This window comes from Bilophila sp. T19-St14 (assembly GCF_059728385.1).
The window spans coordinates 2,839,991-2,859,356 of the sequence record NZ_BAAGFT010000001.1; the positions used below are offsets into that span (position 1 = coordinate 2,839,991).

Here is a 19,366-nt window from a genome sequence, read left to right on the forward strand (position 1 = left end):
CTCAGTTGATTGCATTGATGACAAGTCGTGAAAAAGCCCGACCTTCCTGTTCGCAACGGGTCAGGAGGTCTTCCGCGTTTTCTTCTCCACGGGATCGGGTCAATTCCTCACGCAGGCGGTCACGGTTCAGGGTACGCCGTCCGCTTGAGGTTGTGACGCGAAAGCGGTGACTGCCGGTGTTGATCCAGTTGCCTTGCATGGTTGAGAGCGCGTAAACGTCCTTCAGCCCGCTTTCCAGGGCTTCAATTTCCGCATCCAAAGCGGAGCGGGAATTTTTGAGCCGGACAAGCCGATCCAGTTCAGGTTGCCATTCGGGTTGATACTCTCCATCATGGAACTTGGGGCAGTCGGCGTTCCAGTCGCAATACGCGCACAGAGCGTGAAAGCCCGTGGCGTGGGGCACAGCGTTGATGTCGAGCTGGCCGTTTTCCACGGCCTGCTTATGCTGCCAGAGGGTTTCAGCCGTGTTCAGGCAGAGATCGCGTATGGCGGCGTTGGGGAGATAGGGGCCGAAGGCTTTGGCGTCGGACATAGACAGGCACAGCACCCAGGCTTCCATATCCACAGCGGTTGGTTCCGCAGGCATGACAAGGCCGAAACGGGCCTTACACAACTGCGGCATGGTCAGATTGCTATGAAGAATCGTTCCATTTCCATCTCTCAGGCTGAACACGGGCATATTCCAGAACTCGGCCAGAAAGCTTGCCTGTCCGTAAAGCTGTGTTTCATACGAAGTATAGAGAGTTTCCGGCAGACGTTCCGTGCTTTTGAGTTCCAAAATCCGCACGGCGGGGTGCGGCTTATCCCATACCAGAGTAAAATCGAGATGCGCTTTGATGGGAACGCCGTTGTGAATAAAAGCAAGCTCCAACTGCGGCAGAATGTGAAGGTTGTGAACGGCAAGAGTCTGGCCGATGCCGTATTCAAGCCAGTGCCCGCGTTGCAGGGTCAGGAGTTTTTGCAGGCTGCCCTGCGGACATGGGGATATTTTATTCAGCAGGGCCGCTCTGGGACATTCCAAAGCTCTGCCGATGTCTGAAAGGCCGACATACGTGCTCCTGTCGCCAAGGGCCAAGGCCGTTGCACGTTCCGCATGGAGATGCAATCCCCTATGGAGCAGGGTCAGCAGGCCGTTTGCCTTGTCGGATGGTGTGTGCATACATGTCTCCCATTGTCATGCCGCATCAGTATATTTCCACCACATTTTGCGCTGTGCGTTCCATTTGAAGCCAAGGCCCATGAGCAAATCCTTCTTGGGTTGGGTATTGCCGGAAGCGATGATGTAGGTGCGTCCGTCTGTGGAAGTGATGTTCTGATAGGTGATACCGTCGATTTTCGGCAGGCCGGAGTTTTCTTCTCGTGCCGGAGGAGTATTCCGCGCCTGGTTGCGCTCATGGGCGGGAGTTCTGGACTTTCTTGCGGATTGCGGCATTTTTGCGCCTTCGCCGTCATCATCTTCTGTGACGATGCCGAGCATGGCGCACAGCGCATAGCGGCGGGCGTAGGTTTGTGCCGAGCCGTAGCCCTGCGGGTCAGCCCTGGGCAAAGGCACGACAGCGAGTGAACTGTGCCACTGGCCGGATTCCGCATGAATAAGTTTGGTCGCCAAGCCCAGGTGGCCGGTTTCCGCAGGCACGGGAAATTGGGTCACCAAAATGCCATTGGTAAGCAGTGCCGCCCTGCATGTATCCATCACGCTGTTGAGGGTCGCGTAACTGCTTTTGGTGAACGGATTTTCAGCGTCCTTGAGGGCTGGTTGAAGTTGGGACTGCACAGCCAGCAATGCCTTTGCCAGTTCGGTGATGTCCTGGGACTGATAGGATTCCATAGATTGCCTCCTGAAATGCAAAAATCCCCATCCGGCGTGAACCGGACAGGGATTGTGCGATGTTTTGGGAATTATTCTGCTATTTCAATGGGGTAATATATACACGAACAACACTGAACTTCATAGGTTACTTTTTGGTGTAGTTGCCCTCAACTATTACGCCCATTCCACATATCAAATCATAAGAATGGGTAATTTCAAGCGCATTTTGCAAGGGTGTTACCTCTATAAAATTACTTCTATCCATTTTTATATCATCATTGGTGCAGATCAATTTTCCACCTTGAGCACTGCATGTGCCTTCAAATTCACACATATTCCCAGAATCAGGATTGACGGTTGAGATGGCTATAGGCATTCTTTTCGTCGAAGGGTTTGTTGGCGAAAGGATGAGTTGCCCGGTAAAGCCTTCCTGCTGATAGACATATGTTCCAAAAATGGTTTGCTGTTCTTTTTTTCGTGTTGCCGGGCCGATATACGGTGTATCGCGGCGTGCTAAAACAGATTGACGAAATTGTTCGTCAGCCTGTCGTTGTGCCTGAACTCTTTCCAATTCTGCTTGTTTCGCAGCATTCATGGCATCATACTGACGTTGAATAAATACCTGTACTTGTTCTGATAATGCCCCATTGTACCATATGGTTTGAATTGTAAAATTTATAGGAGATAATGATTTCAAGACAAGCTGCACTTCACTACCATCTGAACTTTTATCTGAAGTGACAAATCGAAAGTCGGCAAGGCGAAGTTCATTATCTTTTATCACAGAGGCGAGTTCAAAAGAAACATTTTGGAGAATTCCATACTTAGCACCATCCTGAGAAAATTTTTCATAACTAACTTTACCCTGAGCATAGTAATTAGCATTTGAAGTTTTTTCGGGTACCAAGTCCGTTATTTCTCCTCTAGCTGATAAGGTGATGCACTCGGTGCGATCATCGAATTTGAATCCATCTATTTGATATATAACTATGGGCATTTTTTCCCATGTAACCGATATATCCCTATTGGAAGGAAGCACTCCAACTACCTGCAATGCTTTTTTATCAGCTCTGCTTAAAATGTATTTCTTAAAATAATAGTCGAAACTCTTGATACCCGCATTCGGAAGTGTTTCGGTAAAATGTTCATTTTGATGAATCTGGCGGAAACCTCTTTCCATCGTGGCCGATGACACCCGTGGTGTTTCTCCCCTGTAGTCAAAACCTAAGAATGCCGTTTGATAGGATTTCCCATCAGCAGCAATCATAAACTGTGCTACAAGCTCGACTGTGAACCCGGCGGAATCAAGAGACCGTGCAATTTCTTTGAATACGCTATCAGGCGTACCCGAAAAATGCGGTTTTATCCGTGATAATACAAGGCTGAGGTTTGAATATTTTCCCCTGAATTCAACGTACTTCTGGCCCCGATCTGTTTCGTGAAGCGTCCATTTGCCGTCTTGGCAGTATTGGTAGGTGTCAAAAAGTTTGCCTATGGTCACGCTCCGGTCAGAGGGTAGAGGTGTATCCTTGAGGTCGGAAATTTCCGATGCCGTAAAAAAGGCGGCATATCCGGCCAGAGGGCAGCCCAAAAGCAGAACGAGGCAACATGTTACGGTTGCAGCAAAAAAGCGTCTCATTTTTTACTCCCTTGCGTACCCCCATCCCGGAAGTGAGCCGAGATGGAAAGTTCATTTCTTACGGAAATTGGCTCCGACAGTCTCTCTTATTCTTAGCTTTAAGTCAATAATTCTTAGTTAAAAAGCCGTTCATGACACTCCTAACGCAAGCTATGATTTAGCTGTCAAAAAGGAGTGATTTGTGAGTTCCAGAAAAATTCAGAAACTGGCCGCTATCGTCGGCACAAACATAGCCCGCCGGAGAAAAGCCGTTGGGCTTACCCAGGAGCAGCTTGCGGAAAAGCTCAGTATCAGCGGAGCATCCCTGTCCAGAATTGAAAAAGGCATGGCCGCGCCACGGTTCCCCAGACTGGAAGAACTTGCCGAAATTTTAGGCTGCCACGTTGCGGATTTGTTTAGGAAGGAGGGGGATCCCCTCAGTGTGAAGCTGGATACGGTGGAGGATATGCTTCGGTCTCTACCGGCCAGTACGCAGGAAGACTTGGTATATCTGATGATTACGGCTATTCAGACCGTCAAAAAGAGCCGGACGGAACCGTAGCAGTGGAGAGTACCCTCTGAATTGAGCAGGGAACGGTATTACTTGTAATTCTCATAATCATGGTGGATAATGAGTTTTCCGGCTGTCGGGATTTTCAGACGATGGTAGGAGAAAAAGTATACTCTGGCTGAACAAGGTTTTATCCTGTTTATCCGCAATTTATAAGATAAACTGAAGGGGAATTTTGATGGTAAATCAATTAGATCTGATTCCTCGTGCTGACTATGAGAATGCTGAAGAGCAAATAATGCGTCCAGAGGTATTGAAACAACCTCTCCTACCTTTGTATGAAGCTATTCACAATGCTATCCATGCTTCCCAGGAAAAAGAGATTAATGATATTAAAATAGACATAGAAATTCATAGAGACAATTCTTTTCCTATTAATGAAATCGCCAGAATTGAAGGTTTCACTGTCATAGATTATGGTATTGGATTTACCGATGAAAAAACAGAAGCTTTTTTTCGACTTTTTACAAAAAATAAAAAGAAGTTATTTAACTGTAAAGGCATTGGCCGTCTAGCCTATTTTTCACCATTTATTACAGTTGATGTTGATAGTGTATTTCAAATTGGCAATTCTTTTATGGAAAGAACCTTTTCGGTGACAATTTCATCTATTGGAACAGATGAAATTCCTAAGGCCGTTCCATCATTGAGCACTAAAAATAGAACTATCATCAAAGTTCATACATTGAAGGCTGAATTTTTTGAAAAATATAGTATTCCTGCGGATACTATTATCCATAGTCTTCTTGATCATTTCGCTGCGGCAATTCTCTCCCTTGATTCTCTCGCTTTGAATGTTACAGACGCAGGAAGGCTTGTCCCGGTTAATAAACGTAGCTACTCATCAGCAAAAGGGAGTGATATTAATATATTCAATGAAAATTTTAAAATATTTCATATCAAAGATAAACGTGGAACCAAAGGCGCACATGAAATTCAGCTAACAGCAGCTGGACGTGTTGTAAAAAAGAGTACCATTTCTTTTCTAGCGGGTAATAAAATCGGTTCCAAGGATGAAGAAAAGTTTTATCTCAAGACCCTTGTTACCTCTTCATTTTTGGACAAAGCTGTTAGCTCAACACGCTCACAATTCAATGGAATCCCTGAAAAAGATGAATATGCAAATACGATTTCTCTCGAAAAAATTTATGCGGATGTGAGCAAGGAGATTAGACAGTATATTGCCGATATTATGCCTGAATCTTTGACTGCTAATGATGAAATGATCAATGAGGTCGTAGAAGAACTTCCTCATCTTGCTGCTGTTTCTGACGAACAGTCAGTCCGAAACGAAATTCCTCTGTATTCTTCGCGTGAACGTGTTCGCTCTACTTTGGTTCAAGAATATGCCAAAAAACAGCTTGAATCATTGAATTATGTTAAAAATAAAGCACGTGAATACGAGAAAAAGGGGCCACCAAATTTTGATGAATTTCTTAAAAATGAATCCGAAAAACTAAAAGCAAGTAGCCGTTTAAATCATGCCCACCTCACAACTTACGTAAAGTATAGAGAATTTATCATAAACCTATTTTCACAGTTTTTAAAGAAAGATAATGATGGGAAATATTCACCAGAAGCAGTATTACATAATTTAATTTTTCCTATGCGTACTACTAGCATTAACTGTGAAGATGATTATTATAATCATAATCTTTGGCTTATTGACGATAGATACGCATCATATGCATATTTGTGTTCTGATAAATACGAGGGGGCAATTGCAGAAAAGAAATGTGAAAACGATGATAAACGTTATGATATCATAGCAATATATGAAGATCCGATTGGTGGGGCTGCTCAGAATATATTTATAATTGAGCTAAAGCAGACACACAAACAATTGTCAAAAAATAACGATCCTGTACAACAACTCAAAGATTATGTAATTAGAATACAAAATAACAAACTAAATAAAGAAGACGGGGGAAGGATAAATACTACCCCCACAACAAGCTACTATGGTGTCGTTTTATGCGACATACATTGCAAATTTTTTATGGATGAAATGATAATTAACCACTCCCTAGTGAGACGTAGTGATGGAAAATCCTATTTTGCATCGCTATTGCATAATAGACTTTTTGTTGAGGTGACAAATTATGAAAACTTATTGGAAATAGCTAGAATTAGGAATAAAGCTTTCATGGACAAGCTTCAAGGACGATAGTCTATGCAAAAATATTGGCAAATTTATGTGAAATTCATGTAAATTCGCCATCAATATTGAAATTATCTACCAAGACCTTATACGCACTCTGAGCCATCGGATAAAACTTTCCCTCTCATACCCAACCCGTGAGCCAAGCTGCACCTTAGGCGGGCCTTGTCCAAGCGCATCCAGGTTGGAAAATGTCTTCGGGGACATCAAACCTCCTATGGCTTCCGATGCTGTCCTTCGGGTAAACACCGGCGGTAGTTCCCGCTCGATTGCCTTGAAAAATTGATTGCTGCCGATGCCCTGATTGAACAGATCGGTTGTATGCTGTAACTCATCGTCATTACCCCAAAATTGTGACATAATTTTCTCCTTGGAGCTTTGTGTGTGGTGAATCCCATCGGGCTGATTACGGATGTTCTAGGGCATTGTTCTCATGTCATGGTAGTGACTTTTTTAAAGAAAAATGGATGGGGTGAAGGATTCTCCACCCCATTTTTTAATAATCTGCACCCAATGCTCTATGATTGATTTTGCCGAAGGGTCTGAATGATTTTATTGGCATCCGCTCCGGTCAGCTTCTCCAAAGGCTTGGCACATATCTCACGCGCCACATTTTCTGGAGCAACGGCCTGCCTCAAGCACATGGCCTCAATCCACGATAGCTGCTTGCCACTGGCAGGCTTGGAACCTCCTCCATTGCCGGTTTTAGAGGAGTGGCCTTGGTCTTGTGCTGGCGACGTTCTGACAAGTAATTTCTCCCTATCGGTCGAAGATTTTATTTCTCTGGGCGAGCATGGCGTAATATCCAAGACAGGTTGTGCAGTGTGAGCAAACAGAGCCATACCGAAGGCTTTTTCAGTTCCACGATGGGAAGCTTTTTTCAACAACTCTCCTGCGTCTGTACTGCCCCCTATAGAGTCTGGTGTAGCGACTCCAAAATCTGAAAAATTACCCTGGGAAGTGGCAAGCTGGACTGAACAAATAGCGGTATGCCCATTATCCGGTGCTGGAATCTGGTCAATGGAACGTTTCATCCCTGTTATGCCGATTTGCCTGATTTCGTTCATAAAGTCCTGAGAAATGAGATCTGAAAAAGAGGTAACCGAAGTAATTTCGTTGGAAGCAGCAGAGTTCATCTGATTATCGTTTTGCATGATAGTTTCCCATAACTAAAAGGGAGTGTGCCGATAAGCTGCTCCCCTTTATTTTGTTGAAAATTTGTTTGAAAAAGAGCCATCAGAAAAGGTCAAGCTTGGGAAGCTGTAAAGGAACCACAGCGGAAGGAACACGGCTTCCTCCCATGAGCCAACATCCCTTCCCTCTCGCATCCTTGGTTTTTATTTTGGCAAGATAGCTCGCTTGATAGGAACATCTGTTGATCTGTGTCAGAACGTCAGGTGAAGAGCGCGTAATCATGAGGCCATTGGGGCCGTTCTTATCGCAATAATCCACCAGTCCATCGTTGTCAGAATTGATTGTCTTTTTCCATAACGGGTTTACTGTATTTCTGAGTAATGCTTTGTAATCATTCTTGGCATTACCGTTCACCAAGAGGATAAAATGATAATGTGGCGCAGAGCTGACATTGTTTTCTTCTGTCCATAAAATTTGTGGATCTACACGATGACCACCTATAATCACCTCGCGTTGAAGTTTTCTTTTGAGATTATAATTGAAATCGTAAAGATGCTTCCTTATTGGAACAATATTTCCATCATTGGGATAATGGAGATCAAATCTCACTTGCATGACCTTGGAATGGGCTTTGATCATGCATATCAAGCATTGTTGATAGTTATGGAGCATTGATGTTATACATCCTAGTCCTTTACTCTGATTGGTGTTGATATGTAGTCCGTTGTGAGTACTGCAAAATGTGGTGTTCACGCATTCCTCCTCAAGAAAAAGTGAATAGAAAAAAGGCCAAGCATGATTTATGGTGCTTGGCCTAATGTCATTATGTTCTTCTGTTAATTTTATTATTGATCTATATATTTAAATATATAATAAAAATTATAAATACTGTATATTAAGTAGATATATTATAAGTAAGAGGTATTACCATATACCTAGAGGATTTTCATCTGAGATATGCTTGAAGTCCTGGGCTTGAGCGCATAGAGGTGTCAGGGAAGTCGAGGGATAGGCTCATATAATAATTGGCGGAAAAGTTTTGATAGAATAAGGAATATAGAATAAATTAACACCATTCACAGAAATATACATTTCTCAAATAGTGAGCAAAAGGAATGGGAAGGCTGGCATGGAGCTTCTTAATCCGAGGTCTGGCGTCTACACCGTCAATCGTGGACAGTGTAGACAGTGTAGACACTTAAAAGATGCCTATTCAAAACAAATTTTGATCAGGATAGATGGCAGGGTGTAGCGCAAAAACGGGAGACCCCTTTTCGGTCATACCGACTTCCCGGCAGTAATTGCACTGTGCAAGAATGCGTAGGCAGTCAGTAGCCATTGATGCTGAATGCTTGACGGCACGACATTTTTGCTGCACCTTACGTGCTGTTATATATGGCTCATCATGTCCATTTTTGAACAAATCTCGTAAACATTGTGCGACCTTTTTTATCCGTTCCATGTTCATTTCTTGCCTTTGAGTAACCATAAAAGCATGCAAACATAACCATCTTGATATATGTATACCGCATTTTACAGCATCAATATTAATTGAATGTTCACACGGATCATTGTGCATCCATATATGAAGCAACATTGTTATTCGCAACGCGGTGCCATGAAGTTTTCTGTAAAATGAAATTAATTGTATAGGAAGATTATTCTGAGACTCAATATAATTAAGAGTATTCGATTCAAAGTCTTTTAACTCTCTAATGGCATCTGAATCAACAGGAATTTTAAACAGTTTGCGATGCTGATCTTGAGTATGGTGTTGACTTAGAAGAGAAATTATCTTTTTCTTGTATGTAGCCTTTGCTTCCAAAAAATTTTTATTATTCCAATCTATACAACCTTTAAAGTCTACAGCATCTGCATTATAAACTATCAATCTAGACATCCCTCCTCTTTCTATGAAATCATCATTTTTAAAAAATTCCTCAATAATTTTAGTCTGTGTATTCGCCAAAACAGATAAACTGTGATTATTTAAATAGATCAGTCCATATTTGTCCGTTTCATGAGACCATCTTTCTCTAGTAAAGGATGTCAAAAACAGATCTAAATCTTTGTCTTTCCATTTACAAATTTGCTTTATAAGTCCTCCTTCAGCACTAATAGAGACAAGATTTTCACCTTGTAACATGAGTTCTTTTGCAATTTTTATAGCCGTTCCGGTTCCTACAAAAATACGTGGTTCAGCAGGCATTGATTTTTCAGTATGACTATTGATCTTATCTGTCCATTTCTGTATTAGAGTTTCAGTGTCTTCAGTATTTGTCTGTATTGATTTAGAAATTTCATTTACTGCTTTGGAATAAAGCTTATTCTCTGTAAGCTTAGCAAGTTTTTTGCGAGTTGAAAATTCTAAGCCTGTGATGGCATACTCCTTCTTTTTTTCATCCTCAAAATTTTTGAATGGTTCTTCAAATAGTTCAAAGAAAAATGATTTTTTCAACCCGCTATCATCAATAAACACAGTATTGAGAACACCTTTTTCATACCATCCAGATTCCTCTGTAAAATATCTCCCTTGTGATGCCTGTCCTGTAGCAGTTATGACTGCCAACATATTGACTTCAGGGGAAAAACCATTTCCTGCTGACAGCGCAGATGCAAATTTATAGATAGATGTAAAAAAAGAATTTTCTATAGGTGTTATTTGTGGTAGGAGTGATATTTTAATTTCTTGAATTGATTCATATTGCATCGCTTCGCGAGCACTATTAACTGCTTGCAGAAGACCAGCTTCAAAAAATATTTTCTTAAATCGCTTTCTGGCAGAGTCGTTATTGGAAAAAGTATTCAGTATTGTTGTTTCTTGTTGTATTTTGCCAAGCCCCATTTCTTGAGCATGACTTAGCAATATATTTGAAACCTGCTTGTCCTGGTTAATTGGATGAGAATTTGTAATCACATTTTTTTGTATTACTGGCGGGAAGCTTTGATCTATTACTGATATTTTTTCATTTTCAGTACTGAAGTATTCGCTGCGCTGTTTTTGTAGAAATTCTGAATCTCCACATACTTCCAATGCTTGTTCAAGATTTTTTTGTATATAATCATCTTTGTTGTCAGACATTATTTTATCCTATGACATCAGAATTTTAATCTGATTGATGATTCCAGTTAAGTTTCAATATGACGCTATCAAGTAACGTTTTTATTGACCATTCCCCGGCATAAGCTTCCGTGACGCCCATATCAACCAGTTCATGCCCGACAACAGCTTGCAGCATGGACAAATCCACACGAGCCTGTTTATGCAGATATTCGATGACCGTATGCCGGAAACTATGGAAGGTCTTGGGGCTGGCCTCTCCTTCCTGGCCTCCGATACCCACGGAACGCCGATAGCGGGTAAACCACTTCGTCACCGAGGCTCCAAGTTTTGTGGTGTTGAGGTTAACTGTCGCGGCGCGTTCCTGCATGTCAGGGAACAGCATGGTCGTTGTCCACTCGTGTTGTGGAACTGCTTGCCAGCGTAATTCGAGAAAATCTTTTAGTCCAGCCTCATGCCAGAGCCACGGGTGAATCGGTACGTTCCGAATACCGGCGGCACTTTTGACATGCTTGGCAAAGGCCGAGTGAGCACTTTCTTCGTTGACGGAGAAACACCATATCCCTTCAATTTCCCGAATATCGGAAAGATAGAGCTGACAGATTTCTTCCAGACGCATGCCTGAATACAGCGCAATCCAGGGGCACCAGAACCGGGAGGCCACGCCTGCCGTGGCTTTCAAGAAATGCTGTCTGTCTCCGAGCAAAGTACGCAACTCAACGAGGGAAAACGATTCTCTTTTGACTCCCTTGCGTCGAATATTCTTGTCTGAAACCACCTTGGGAAAACCGGAGTTCACATAACGAGCCTGAATCGCTCCACGATATTCAAGTTCGCACCAGTTGACGAAACTGCGGACGTTGGTCTGACGAATTTCCATCGTCTTGATGCTCAACAAACGTTCCACCTTGCCTGCTCTCCCCATTTCAGCAATTTCAAGCCATTTTTTATCTTGATAAGCGTTTTGCCCCTTCACCCGAAAGGGGAGATGTCGCAGTGTATCGTAGTAACCTCGTATGTGCTCACGTGAAAGCTGGTCTATCGACAAACTACGACCACTTTCCAATTCACCCACGATTTGCACGAATTGGCGAATTTGAGGTGGAATATCCTTTGCGCTGGCCTTCGACCACGTGAGCTTTTTGGCGGTAATGTAGGATTCCGCCGCTTCATCCAGCGACGGTAGCGTTGATTTTGTCTTGCGTATCACGGGTTCTTGCCGTGGAGTCAGCGGCGTTTTGCGACGGATATGAATCTCCGTTTGAGGAGCGGAAGAAGATAGGGCTTCAGAGCGTTTTACCCCTTCAAACTGAGCGTACAAGGTGGATACTTCTGGAGTCTCGATTCCCCGTTTTTTCTGCTCTGACGGGCAGCTATCCTCCGTCTCCCATCCTGTGCCCTTCAAAAAGGAGGGCAAGCGCAATACCAGAGCAGCCGGAGACAGATTTTCCCGCATGGCCGCGTCAAACCAGAACGTATCCAGATTATGAGCTATTTTCCGTATATTTTCAGTACATTGCGATATATCCCCATGCGCGAAACGTATCCGTCCATCTTGCACATCGTCCAGAAAGGCAAAAAAAGTTTGTGCGATCACGGACAGCCGCATGGCCTTTGAGCGGGCCATACGGCTGTCCAGACCGTCCAAAGAGCGACGGATTTCTTTTTTACCAAGCAGAGATTGCAAGTGATGGGGCACAGTTATGCGAAAATAGCGAACCTGCCGATGCGTCGTAAGGTAGGAAGCGCGCCTATAGCCGGTACGTGGGAGAGAGTTCCACCGTGGATTGGCTTGAGAAAACATAAAGGAGCCTCACCTGTATCCCCGAAACGTATCCAGGGGCACAATGAAGCTCCATTTATTATAAAGTCGTTATAAATCAACAACTTGTATTCAAATGGCGGAGAGGGTGGGATTCGAACCCACGTACCAGCTCATCACCGGTAACTCGATTTCGAGTCGAGCGCGTTACGGCCGCTTCGCTACCTCTCCATCCAGCGCAAGACTCTATCGGATCATAGCGTAAAGAGCAAGAGGGAGAGGGCTAAAATCCTCTGCCGCCGTTTGGGGCAAGGAGTTTTTTCTACATGCGCGCAGAGAGTCCCGTCACGGAAGGGGCGCTCAATATAGAGGTGAAGTTTTCTCCACATGGGTGCAGAGAGTCCTTTTCTTTTGGAATGCCCGCTGGTAGTTTCCGGGCATGACAATTTCATCTTTTCATGACGTCCCAGCCCCCACGGAATGGGTTGTGATCCGGCTGAGCGCCCTAGGCGATGTGGCCCTGACCACTGGAGTTCTCGAATATTGGCACCGCACGCACGGTTGGACGTTCACGGTCATTACCCGCGAAGCGTTCGCCCCTGTTCTGGAAGGGCACCCGGCTGTACGTTCCGTTATTGGGCTCGCCAAGGAGGATTTGAGGTTTCCGCGTCAGCTTGGCGTTTTCCGCGGGCTGGCGGAAGCCCACGCAGGGCGGGGATTGCTCGATCTGCATGGCACTTTGCGCACCCGCCTGCTTTCCCTGTTGTGGAAAGGGCCTGTAAAGCGTTATCGCAAGCTTGGCCTTGAGCGCCGTTTATTCCTGCGGAGCAAGGGGCGGCTGTTCCGGGATAAGCTCAGGCTATGGAACGTCCCGCAGCGTTATGCCCTTGCCGTGGAGTCTGCACCCCCTTCCCGCGCCGAGCTCCTGCCCCACATTTGGCTTTCCGATGAGGAGATCAGGCAAGGGCAACGCCTGCTGGAACAGCTCCCGGACAAAGCAGGCGTTCCGCCCATAGCCCTGCATCCGTATGCCACGCATCCTGATAAGGCATGGAAAGAGGCATACTGGCGCCAGCTCATGCGGCTTTTCGAGTCGCGCGGCATACCGTGGATCGTCATCGGACGCGGCAGCGGCATGGAAGGGCTCCCCGCGTTCCGTGATTTTACCAATCGCACATCCTTGCGGGAGACATGCGCCCTGTTGAAGGCCTCATCCCTGTTGATCACGGGAGATTCCGGCCCGATGCACCTTGCGGGGGCGGTCGGCACGCCCGTTTTGGCACTGTTTGGGCCCACGACGGAAGAGTGGGGGTTTTTCCCGGCGGGGCCGAAGGATCGGGTTCTTGAGCCGCAGTTGGATTGCCGCCCCTGTACGCTGCACGGAAAGAAGCATTGTGATCGCAGCCATGCGTGTATGCAGTCCATCACCCCCGAACAGGTGATGCGGGCTTTGGGGGGATGGGGGATGTGAAAGATTGGAGGGGGAAGGGAAGGCCTTTCTGAAGAAAGCCCTTCCCTTCCCCCTCCAAACCTCCCCCTTCCCATCCCAAAGACTTTTGACTGGTGGGGAGGCTGCCCAGCAGGAGTTCCTGCCGGGCAACAGGCTTGGAGGGCGGGATACGCAGGGCGTTTTATTATAAGAGGCTGCGGGAAAGCGGTACGGCGGAAAGTCCTCTTTTTATCGCCATGCTTGAGATGGCGTTTGATGGGCGCGGAAGCGTACAGCCGTTTCTTATTGTCCGTAAAGCGCTGAAGCCACTGCTGTTACGGCTTCTTTCGGAAGGTGGTGCCCCGTCCACAGGTGGAACTGCGCGTCCCCCTGCCCAATGAACATATCGAGGCCAAGGATGGTTTCCCAGCCCGCAGCCGCGGCGTCGAGTAGGAAACGGGTCTGGAACGGCGTGTAGATCAGATCGTAGGCGATGCCGCTGCCTTGAAATGGCGAAGGGTAGGGCGTTTCATGTTCTTGGGCCCCGGTCATGCCGAGTGATGTCGTGTTGATGATGAGGTCAGCGGGAACATCCCCTCGCTCTTCCCACGGGGCGCACAGCAAACCGAATTCGTTGCAGAGGGCTTCGGCGCGTTCTTTCCGGCGGTTGGTGAGGGTAATATTGGTGAGGCCGAGCCTCCGTAGGCCCGCGATGGCCGCCCGTGAAACGCCCCCCGCACCGAGCACGAGCGCACGGGTGTCGGGAGGCAGCGAGCGCTTTTGCAGCGGAGCCATGAATCCGATGACGTCGGTATTTTCCCCACAGAGCTTTTCGCCGTCACGATAGATAGTGTTGCAGGCGCCCATTTCCTTTACACCTGCGCTCGTTTCGTCCAGCAGCGGGATGATGTCGACTTTATGGGGAATCGTGATGGAGCAGCCCCGGATATTCAACAGCCGGGCAGCGTCCACAAAGCCGGGGAGCCGCCCCGGTTCAATGGGCCATGAAAGATAGACGCCGGGCAGGTTCAACGTCCTGAAGGCCGTATTGTGCATGAGGGGGCTCAAGCTGTGCCCAAGAGGGTAGCCGATGATGCCGTGCAGGGCCGGCGGCGCAAATGTGGACATGGCATATCTCCATATGAATGTTTTCGCGTGATAGGAACAGCCTTTGAAAAGACATGATGACGCTGGGAAGGGAATTTGTTGGGAAAATCCCTCCCCGGCTAACTCAACAACAGCACATCCATCGTTTTATTGGCTCTGTTACAGCAAACGATGGATGTTTTTTCTTTCCCGGTGCAAGCGTATAGGAATATCCGGCAGGCAAACCCGCCGGACGGATCTGCAAGGCAAATCCGCGGGCGCAGGCAAAGAGATAACCCAAATAAAGTATTTTAGTCACGGAGTTTGTTGATGAAAAGCTAAAAAAATCCGTATGTTCACTATGCTGTGAAGATAAGGCAATCACGTCCCAGCACGGTTTTTTTGACATACGTATCCGTATTGAATGTCCCTTTGGCCCTGTTTAAAATATAATTGATATGTTTGGCCCTGTCAGAGATCTGGTTGTTTCATCTCCACAGCTCAGTGAAAAGACAGGCTTTTTCTTCAGCTTCACAGTGCGATGAAAAGACAGCTTTCTCCAGCTTTCCCTTGGCGGAATACAGGGCTAAGGCATTTTATCAGCTAGTCCTTTGGAACTTCAGGGAAGAAAACATCAATCATTTTCTATGGCACAATCTTACCCCTATTTAACACACTGAATATATACTTTTATAGCGTCTTTCCGATGAGCGGCGTGGGTGGGCATTCCACTGAGCATTTATTGGGGAACTTCAAGAAATGGCTCTGTCACTCATTTGATTGATACAATTTAGCGTAGTTGATTTATTGCATTTTGAAATATCGTTGCTGGTGGGCCAAAGCCGAAAAACGTTTTTCTCTTATCTATCTTGAATTCCATGAAATGAACTATCATTTTTTACTATGACAGTGCCGAAGAAATAAAACATCAACCGGCTGCTGAACAAAACTTTTTGTTTACAACACCCCAATACACAGATTTTCTTGGCTCTGTCATGGCATAAGATTGCTTTATTTCTACAGTACAGTGAAAATACAGCCTTTTTTTCCAGTTTCCTGTTGGCGGAATCCTCGGCTAAGGCATTTTGTCGGTTAATCCTTTTTGATTTCAAGGAAAAAAGCATCAACCATTTTCTATGCAACAACCATTTTCTTTAACATGGCATCCCTTCCAAAGAAAAACGCCCTTGTGCATCCCGCGTGAAGGGGAACGTATCCCAAGGCCAGAACGATTGGAAGGGCTCCCCCCGTTTCTCTCGCGGCCCTTTTCCCAAGGCTGTGTTATAGAAAACGGTTGATGCTTTTTTCCTTGAAGTTCCAAAGGGATAACCGGAAAAATGCCTTAGCCGTGGATCCCGCCAACAGGAAAACTGGAGAAAAAGGCTGTCTTTTCATCGCACTGTAGAGATGAAACAACCACAAACTATAACAGAGCCTTTCCCAACCAGCGATTATCCTATTCCCTTTTTCTCCGCTTGGGTTCCCCCGTTGCCGTTATCCTCCAACAGCTTGCATCCCGTATGGCCCATTTGCCGAAGCCGGCCTTGCCTTTTCCAGTACAGCCCTCATGAGGGATTCGATAAGGATGAAAGTCTTTGGGGAAGGAGGGGTGGGGTTTGGGGAGGGGAGGAAGGGGCTTTCTTCAGAAAGGCCCTTCCTCCCCTCCCCAATTTCCCCGTTCCAAAAGAAGCGGCGCCGACACTGAGGAGGGAGTGCCGGCGCCGTCCGAGGAGAGGGCGACATCCTCAGGGGGATGGATGTTGCCCGAACGCGGCCACCTTCACAGGGGAAAGAAGGTGAACCCGGGTGGAGGAGAAAACCCGGATCCCGCGTTTGCATAACCCGCCGGGCGGCCGTAAAACGCCCGGCGCGTCGTTTTCGGAGGACGGAATTTCAGGGGGGGAATCCTGTCCTCCCGGCACCATCGGCAGGGGACGCCGATGGTGCCGTATTCATGGAAACGGAGGCGGGGAGAGGAGGTTTCCCGCCGTCAAACCACGCCGTGTTCGCCGGGCCGCTCAAAGACGCCCAGGGTAACGGCGGTCTTGAACGAAAGGGTGTCGCCAAACAGGGGAAGCATTGGCGCTGCGACGAACAGGGAGGAAATCGTTCCCATGAAAACACCTATGAGCATGGTCAGTGCGAAGCCGTAAATGACCGGGCCGCCGAGCAGGAATAGGGCGAGGGCCGCCACGAGCGTCGTGCCTGCGGTCAGCAGGGTACGGCTCATGGTGTCGCCAAGCGCCTCCTGAATGATTTCCGGCAGCGGGCGCGGCGAGTCGGGGTTCTCCCGCCGCAGGGTTTCACGGATCCGGTCGTAAATCACAATGGTATCGTTCAGCGAATAGCCGATGATGGTCAAAAGTGCCGCTACGATGTTCAGATCGATTTCTTGACCGAGGATGACCAGCAGGCTGGTGGTCGTCGTGACGTCGAATATCAGGCTGGCCATCGCCCCCGCCGCAAAGGAGAGGCGGAGCCGCCAGCACAGGAACAGAGTCAGCAGCAGTGCCGCAAGGATACGGCCTTCCGTCGGCACGCCCAGCCATTGCAGGGCGATCATGGTCGCCGTGAGCGCCCCGGCAAGCAGGGCGGCGGTGCCCCAGCGCTGTTCAAACCGCCCTGAAATATACACGGTGATCAGGAGCAGCGCGTAATAGATGGCTTCCAGCGCCGAGCTGCGGAGATCGTCGCCGACCTTGGGGCCGACCGTTTCCAGACGATCCAAGGAAACCGTCCCGCCGCCGTCCACGGTTTGGAGATGGCTGAGCAGGGTTTCGCCGAGCTGCTGCGCGGGGGTGTCGGGCAGGCCGAAACGGAGCAGCCAGACGGAACTGTTGTCGCCGTATTGCTGGGTCATCAGGCCTTCGAGGTGCATGGGATCAAGCGCGCCGATGAGCTGCTTGTCCGAAACGGGGTGCTCGAACCGGACTTGCGCCGCAACGCCGCCTGAGAAGTCGACGCCGTACTGGAGGCCGCCGCGCCACATGCCCACGGAAACGGCCGCCGCCACGAGCAGGAGGGTCAGCACGCCTACATGCTTCACGCGCTTGAGGAAGGGGAAGTGGGACAGGTAGCCCGACAGGGCGCGCAGCTCCATGGGGCCGTGCATGCTGAGGCGGGCGCCGCCGGTGTGCTTCATCCACGCGTCGAAGGCGATGCGGCAGAGGAAGATCGCCGAGAACATGGAGGCGATGATGCCGAGGGTCAGGGTGACGGCAAAGCCGCGCACCGGGCCGGTCCCGAACTGGTACAGGATGGCCGCGACGATGATCGTCGTCAGGTTGGAGTCCACAATGGAAAGGTTGGCGCGCTCGAAACCGACCTTGATGGCCTTGGGAGGCGTCAGGCCAAGGGCCAGCTCCTCGCGTATCCGCTCAAAGATGAGGACGTTCGCGTCCACGGCCATGCCGATGGTCAGCACGACGCCCGCTATGCCCGGCAGGGTCAGGGTCGCGCCGAGCGCGGCCATGCCGCCCATGAGCAGGCTGAGGGTGCAGAGGAGCATCCCGTTGGCGAGCATGCCTGACCAGCCGTAGCGCAGGGGCATGATGATCATGACCGCCAGCGTGCCGATGAGCGCAGCGAGGATGCCGCTGGTGATGGACGCTTCGCCGAGGGCGGGGCCTACCGTGCGTTGTTCGAGCACATGGACAGGGGCCGCGAGGGAGCCGGAACGCAGGGAAATGGCAAGATCCTGCGCCTCTTCAGGCGTGAACTGGCCGCTGATGCTGGCCGTGCCGCCCGCGATCCTTTCCTGAATCACCGGGGCGCTGTGGATGGTGCCGTCCAGCACGATGGCGAGGCGCTTGCCGACATGCTCGCCGGTGGCCATTTCAAACAGGGCCGCGCCGCGAGGGGTGAAGGACAGGCTGACCATCGACGTATTTTTGTCGTCGAATCCGGGGCGGGCGTCGGCGACTTCCTTGCCGCTCAGGAGGGGGGTGCTGTCGAGCGCCAGCTTTGCATTGCCCTCTTCGCCGTGCTTGCCCATCATGGGGTAGAAGGCGACGCCGGGAGGCAGGTAGCCTTGGGGGATGTCGTCGCGGACGAGGTGGAAGGACAGATCGGCGGACTTCTCAATGAGCTGGACGGCGCGGTTGACGTTGGTCAGGCCGGGGAGCTGGATGAGGATGCGGTCGCCCTGCTGCTTGCGGATATCCGGTTCGGCCACGCCGAACTGGTCGATGCGGCTGGAGATGGTGCGCAGCACCTGATCCACGGCCAGATCCTGTGTCTGCTTAACAAAGGCGGGCGTGAACGTATAGGGCAGATGGACAGCGCCGTCGGAACCAGTCCGGGGCGTTCCGGGCACGACCTGCGGGGCGTCCTTTTGGACAAGGGCAAGGAAGGCATCGGCCTGATTGGCGCGGGCGATGATGAGTTCCTGTACGCCGCCGGGCATCTGGCGGGGGCCGAGGACGGTGATCCCGGCCTCACGGGCCTTCTGGCGGAGCATTTGCCCACTGTTGACGAGTGCGGACTGAACGGCTTTTTCCGTATCCACGCCCAGCGTGAGCTGAACGCCGCCTTTGAGATCGAGGCCCAAGCTGATGCGGGAGGCGCCCGGCAGGTTGACGTCTTCCGGCATAAGCGTCGGAGACAAGAGGAAAAGCGCGCCGGCCATGACAATGGCGGCAATCGCATATCGGAACGAGAGTTTCATGAAAGCCTCTCACACGGTTGCAGGAGCAGAATGCTGTCGGGAACGGCGGAACCGCCGACAGGACGCAC

The 19,366-nt window shown here is 48.8% G+C and carries 14 protein-coding genes and 1 tRNA gene; 3 read left to right on the top strand and 12 right to left on the bottom strand.

Going from position 1 to position 19,366, the window contains the following annotated elements:
- Position 1: 1 nt before the first annotated feature.
- From AC6I1V_RS12055 to AC6I1V_RS12065, 3 genes are all read right to left on the bottom strand, one after another.
- A complete protein-coding gene (locus tag AC6I1V_RS12055) occupies positions 2 to 1,159 on the bottom strand; it encodes a hypothetical protein (protein ID WP_497737011.1) in 1,158 nt (385 codons plus the stop codon).
- A gap of 15 nt (positions 1,160 to 1,174) precedes the next feature.
- The gene (locus AC6I1V_RS12060; RefSeq protein WP_497737012.1) at positions 1,175 to 1,828 is read right to left on the bottom strand and encodes an ERF family protein; all 654 of its coding nucleotides are present in this window, start codon (positions 1,826 to 1,828) and stop codon (positions 1,175 to 1,177) included.
- 127 nt (positions 1,829 to 1,955) lie between these two features.
- The gene (locus tag AC6I1V_RS12065) at positions 1,956 to 3,449 is read right to left on the bottom strand and encodes a hypothetical protein (RefSeq protein ID WP_497737013.1); all 1,494 of its coding nucleotides are present in this window, start codon (positions 3,447 to 3,449) and stop codon (positions 1,956 to 1,958) included.
- A 181-nt stretch (positions 3,450 to 3,630) separates the two neighbouring features.
- On the opposite strand from AC6I1V_RS12065, the gene AC6I1V_RS12070 reads away from it, so the two are divergent.
- Together AC6I1V_RS12070 and AC6I1V_RS12075 are read left to right on the top strand one after the other, a co-directional pair.
- Positions 3,631 to 3,990 carry a helix-turn-helix domain-containing protein gene (locus AC6I1V_RS12070; protein WP_497737014.1) on the top strand — a complete coding sequence of 120 codons (360 nt, stop codon included), beginning with the start codon at positions 3,631 to 3,633 and terminating at the stop codon, positions 3,988 to 3,990.
- Positions 3,991 to 4,177: 187 nt separating this feature from the next.
- Positions 4,178 to 6,169, top strand: coding sequence for an ATP-binding protein (locus AC6I1V_RS12075; RefSeq protein WP_497737015.1), 1,992 nt, complete (start codon positions 4,178 to 4,180; stop codon positions 6,167 to 6,169).
- 66 nt (positions 6,170 to 6,235) lie between these two features.
- Here the strand turns inward: AC6I1V_RS12075 and AC6I1V_RS12080 are convergent, their stop codons facing one another.
- The 6 genes from AC6I1V_RS12080 to AC6I1V_RS12105 form a co-directional block, all read right to left on the bottom strand.
- On the bottom strand, positions 6,236 to 6,520 hold the full coding sequence (locus AC6I1V_RS12080; protein ID WP_497737016.1) for a hypothetical protein: 285 nt from the start codon (positions 6,518 to 6,520) through the stop codon (positions 6,236 to 6,238).
- Positions 6,521 to 6,678: 158 nt separating this feature from the next.
- Positions 6,679 to 7,314 (bottom strand): hypothetical protein, encoded by a 636-nt coding sequence (locus tag AC6I1V_RS12085; RefSeq protein WP_497737017.1) that lies wholly within the window; start codon positions 7,312 to 7,314, stop codon positions 6,679 to 6,681.
- 82 nt (positions 7,315 to 7,396) lie between these two features.
- Positions 7,397 to 8,047: a YagK/YfjJ domain-containing protein gene (locus AC6I1V_RS12090; RefSeq protein ID WP_497737018.1), complete on the bottom strand. Its 651-nt coding sequence runs from the start codon at positions 8,045 to 8,047 to the stop codon at positions 7,397 to 7,399.
- Between the two features lie 460 nt (positions 8,048 to 8,507).
- On the bottom strand, positions 8,508 to 10,376 hold the full coding sequence (locus AC6I1V_RS12095) for a DUF3987 domain-containing protein (protein ID WP_497737019.1): 1,869 nt from the start codon (positions 10,374 to 10,376) through the stop codon (positions 8,508 to 8,510).
- Between the two features lie 25 nt (positions 10,377 to 10,401).
- Positions 10,402 to 12,159, bottom strand: a complete 1,758-nt coding sequence (locus tag AC6I1V_RS12100; protein WP_487474579.1) for a DUF6538 domain-containing protein — start codon at positions 12,157 to 12,159, stop codon at positions 10,402 to 10,404.
- Positions 12,160 to 12,254: 95 nt separating this feature from the next.
- Positions 12,255 to 12,348 (bottom strand) — tRNA-Ser (locus AC6I1V_RS12105).
- A 256-nt stretch (positions 12,349 to 12,604) separates the two neighbouring features.
- Here AC6I1V_RS12105 and AC6I1V_RS12110 point away from each other — a divergent pair.
- Entirely contained in the window at positions 12,605 to 13,588 is a 984-nt protein-coding gene (locus AC6I1V_RS12110) for a glycosyltransferase family 9 protein (protein ID WP_497737020.1), read from the top strand.
- A gap of 261 nt (positions 13,589 to 13,849) precedes the next feature.
- On the opposite strand, the gene aroE is transcribed toward AC6I1V_RS12110, so the two are convergent.
- The 3 genes from aroE to secD form a co-directional block, all read right to left on the bottom strand.
- Complete coding sequence (aroE, locus tag AC6I1V_RS12115; protein WP_497737021.1) at positions 13,850 to 14,674, bottom strand: shikimate dehydrogenase; 825 nt, start codon at positions 14,672 to 14,674, stop codon at positions 13,850 to 13,852.
- A gap of 103 nt (positions 14,675 to 14,777) precedes the next feature.
- On the bottom strand, positions 14,778 to 15,041 hold the full coding sequence (locus tag AC6I1V_RS12120) for a hypothetical protein (protein ID WP_497737022.1): 264 nt from the start codon (positions 15,039 to 15,041) through the stop codon (positions 14,778 to 14,780).
- Between the two features lie 1,581 nt (positions 15,042 to 16,622).
- The gene (gene secD, locus AC6I1V_RS12125; protein WP_486854266.1) at positions 16,623 to 19,298 is read right to left on the bottom strand and encodes a protein translocase subunit SecD; all 2,676 of its coding nucleotides are present in this window, start codon (positions 19,296 to 19,298) and stop codon (positions 16,623 to 16,625) included.
- Positions 19,299 to 19,366 lie beyond the last annotated feature (68 nt).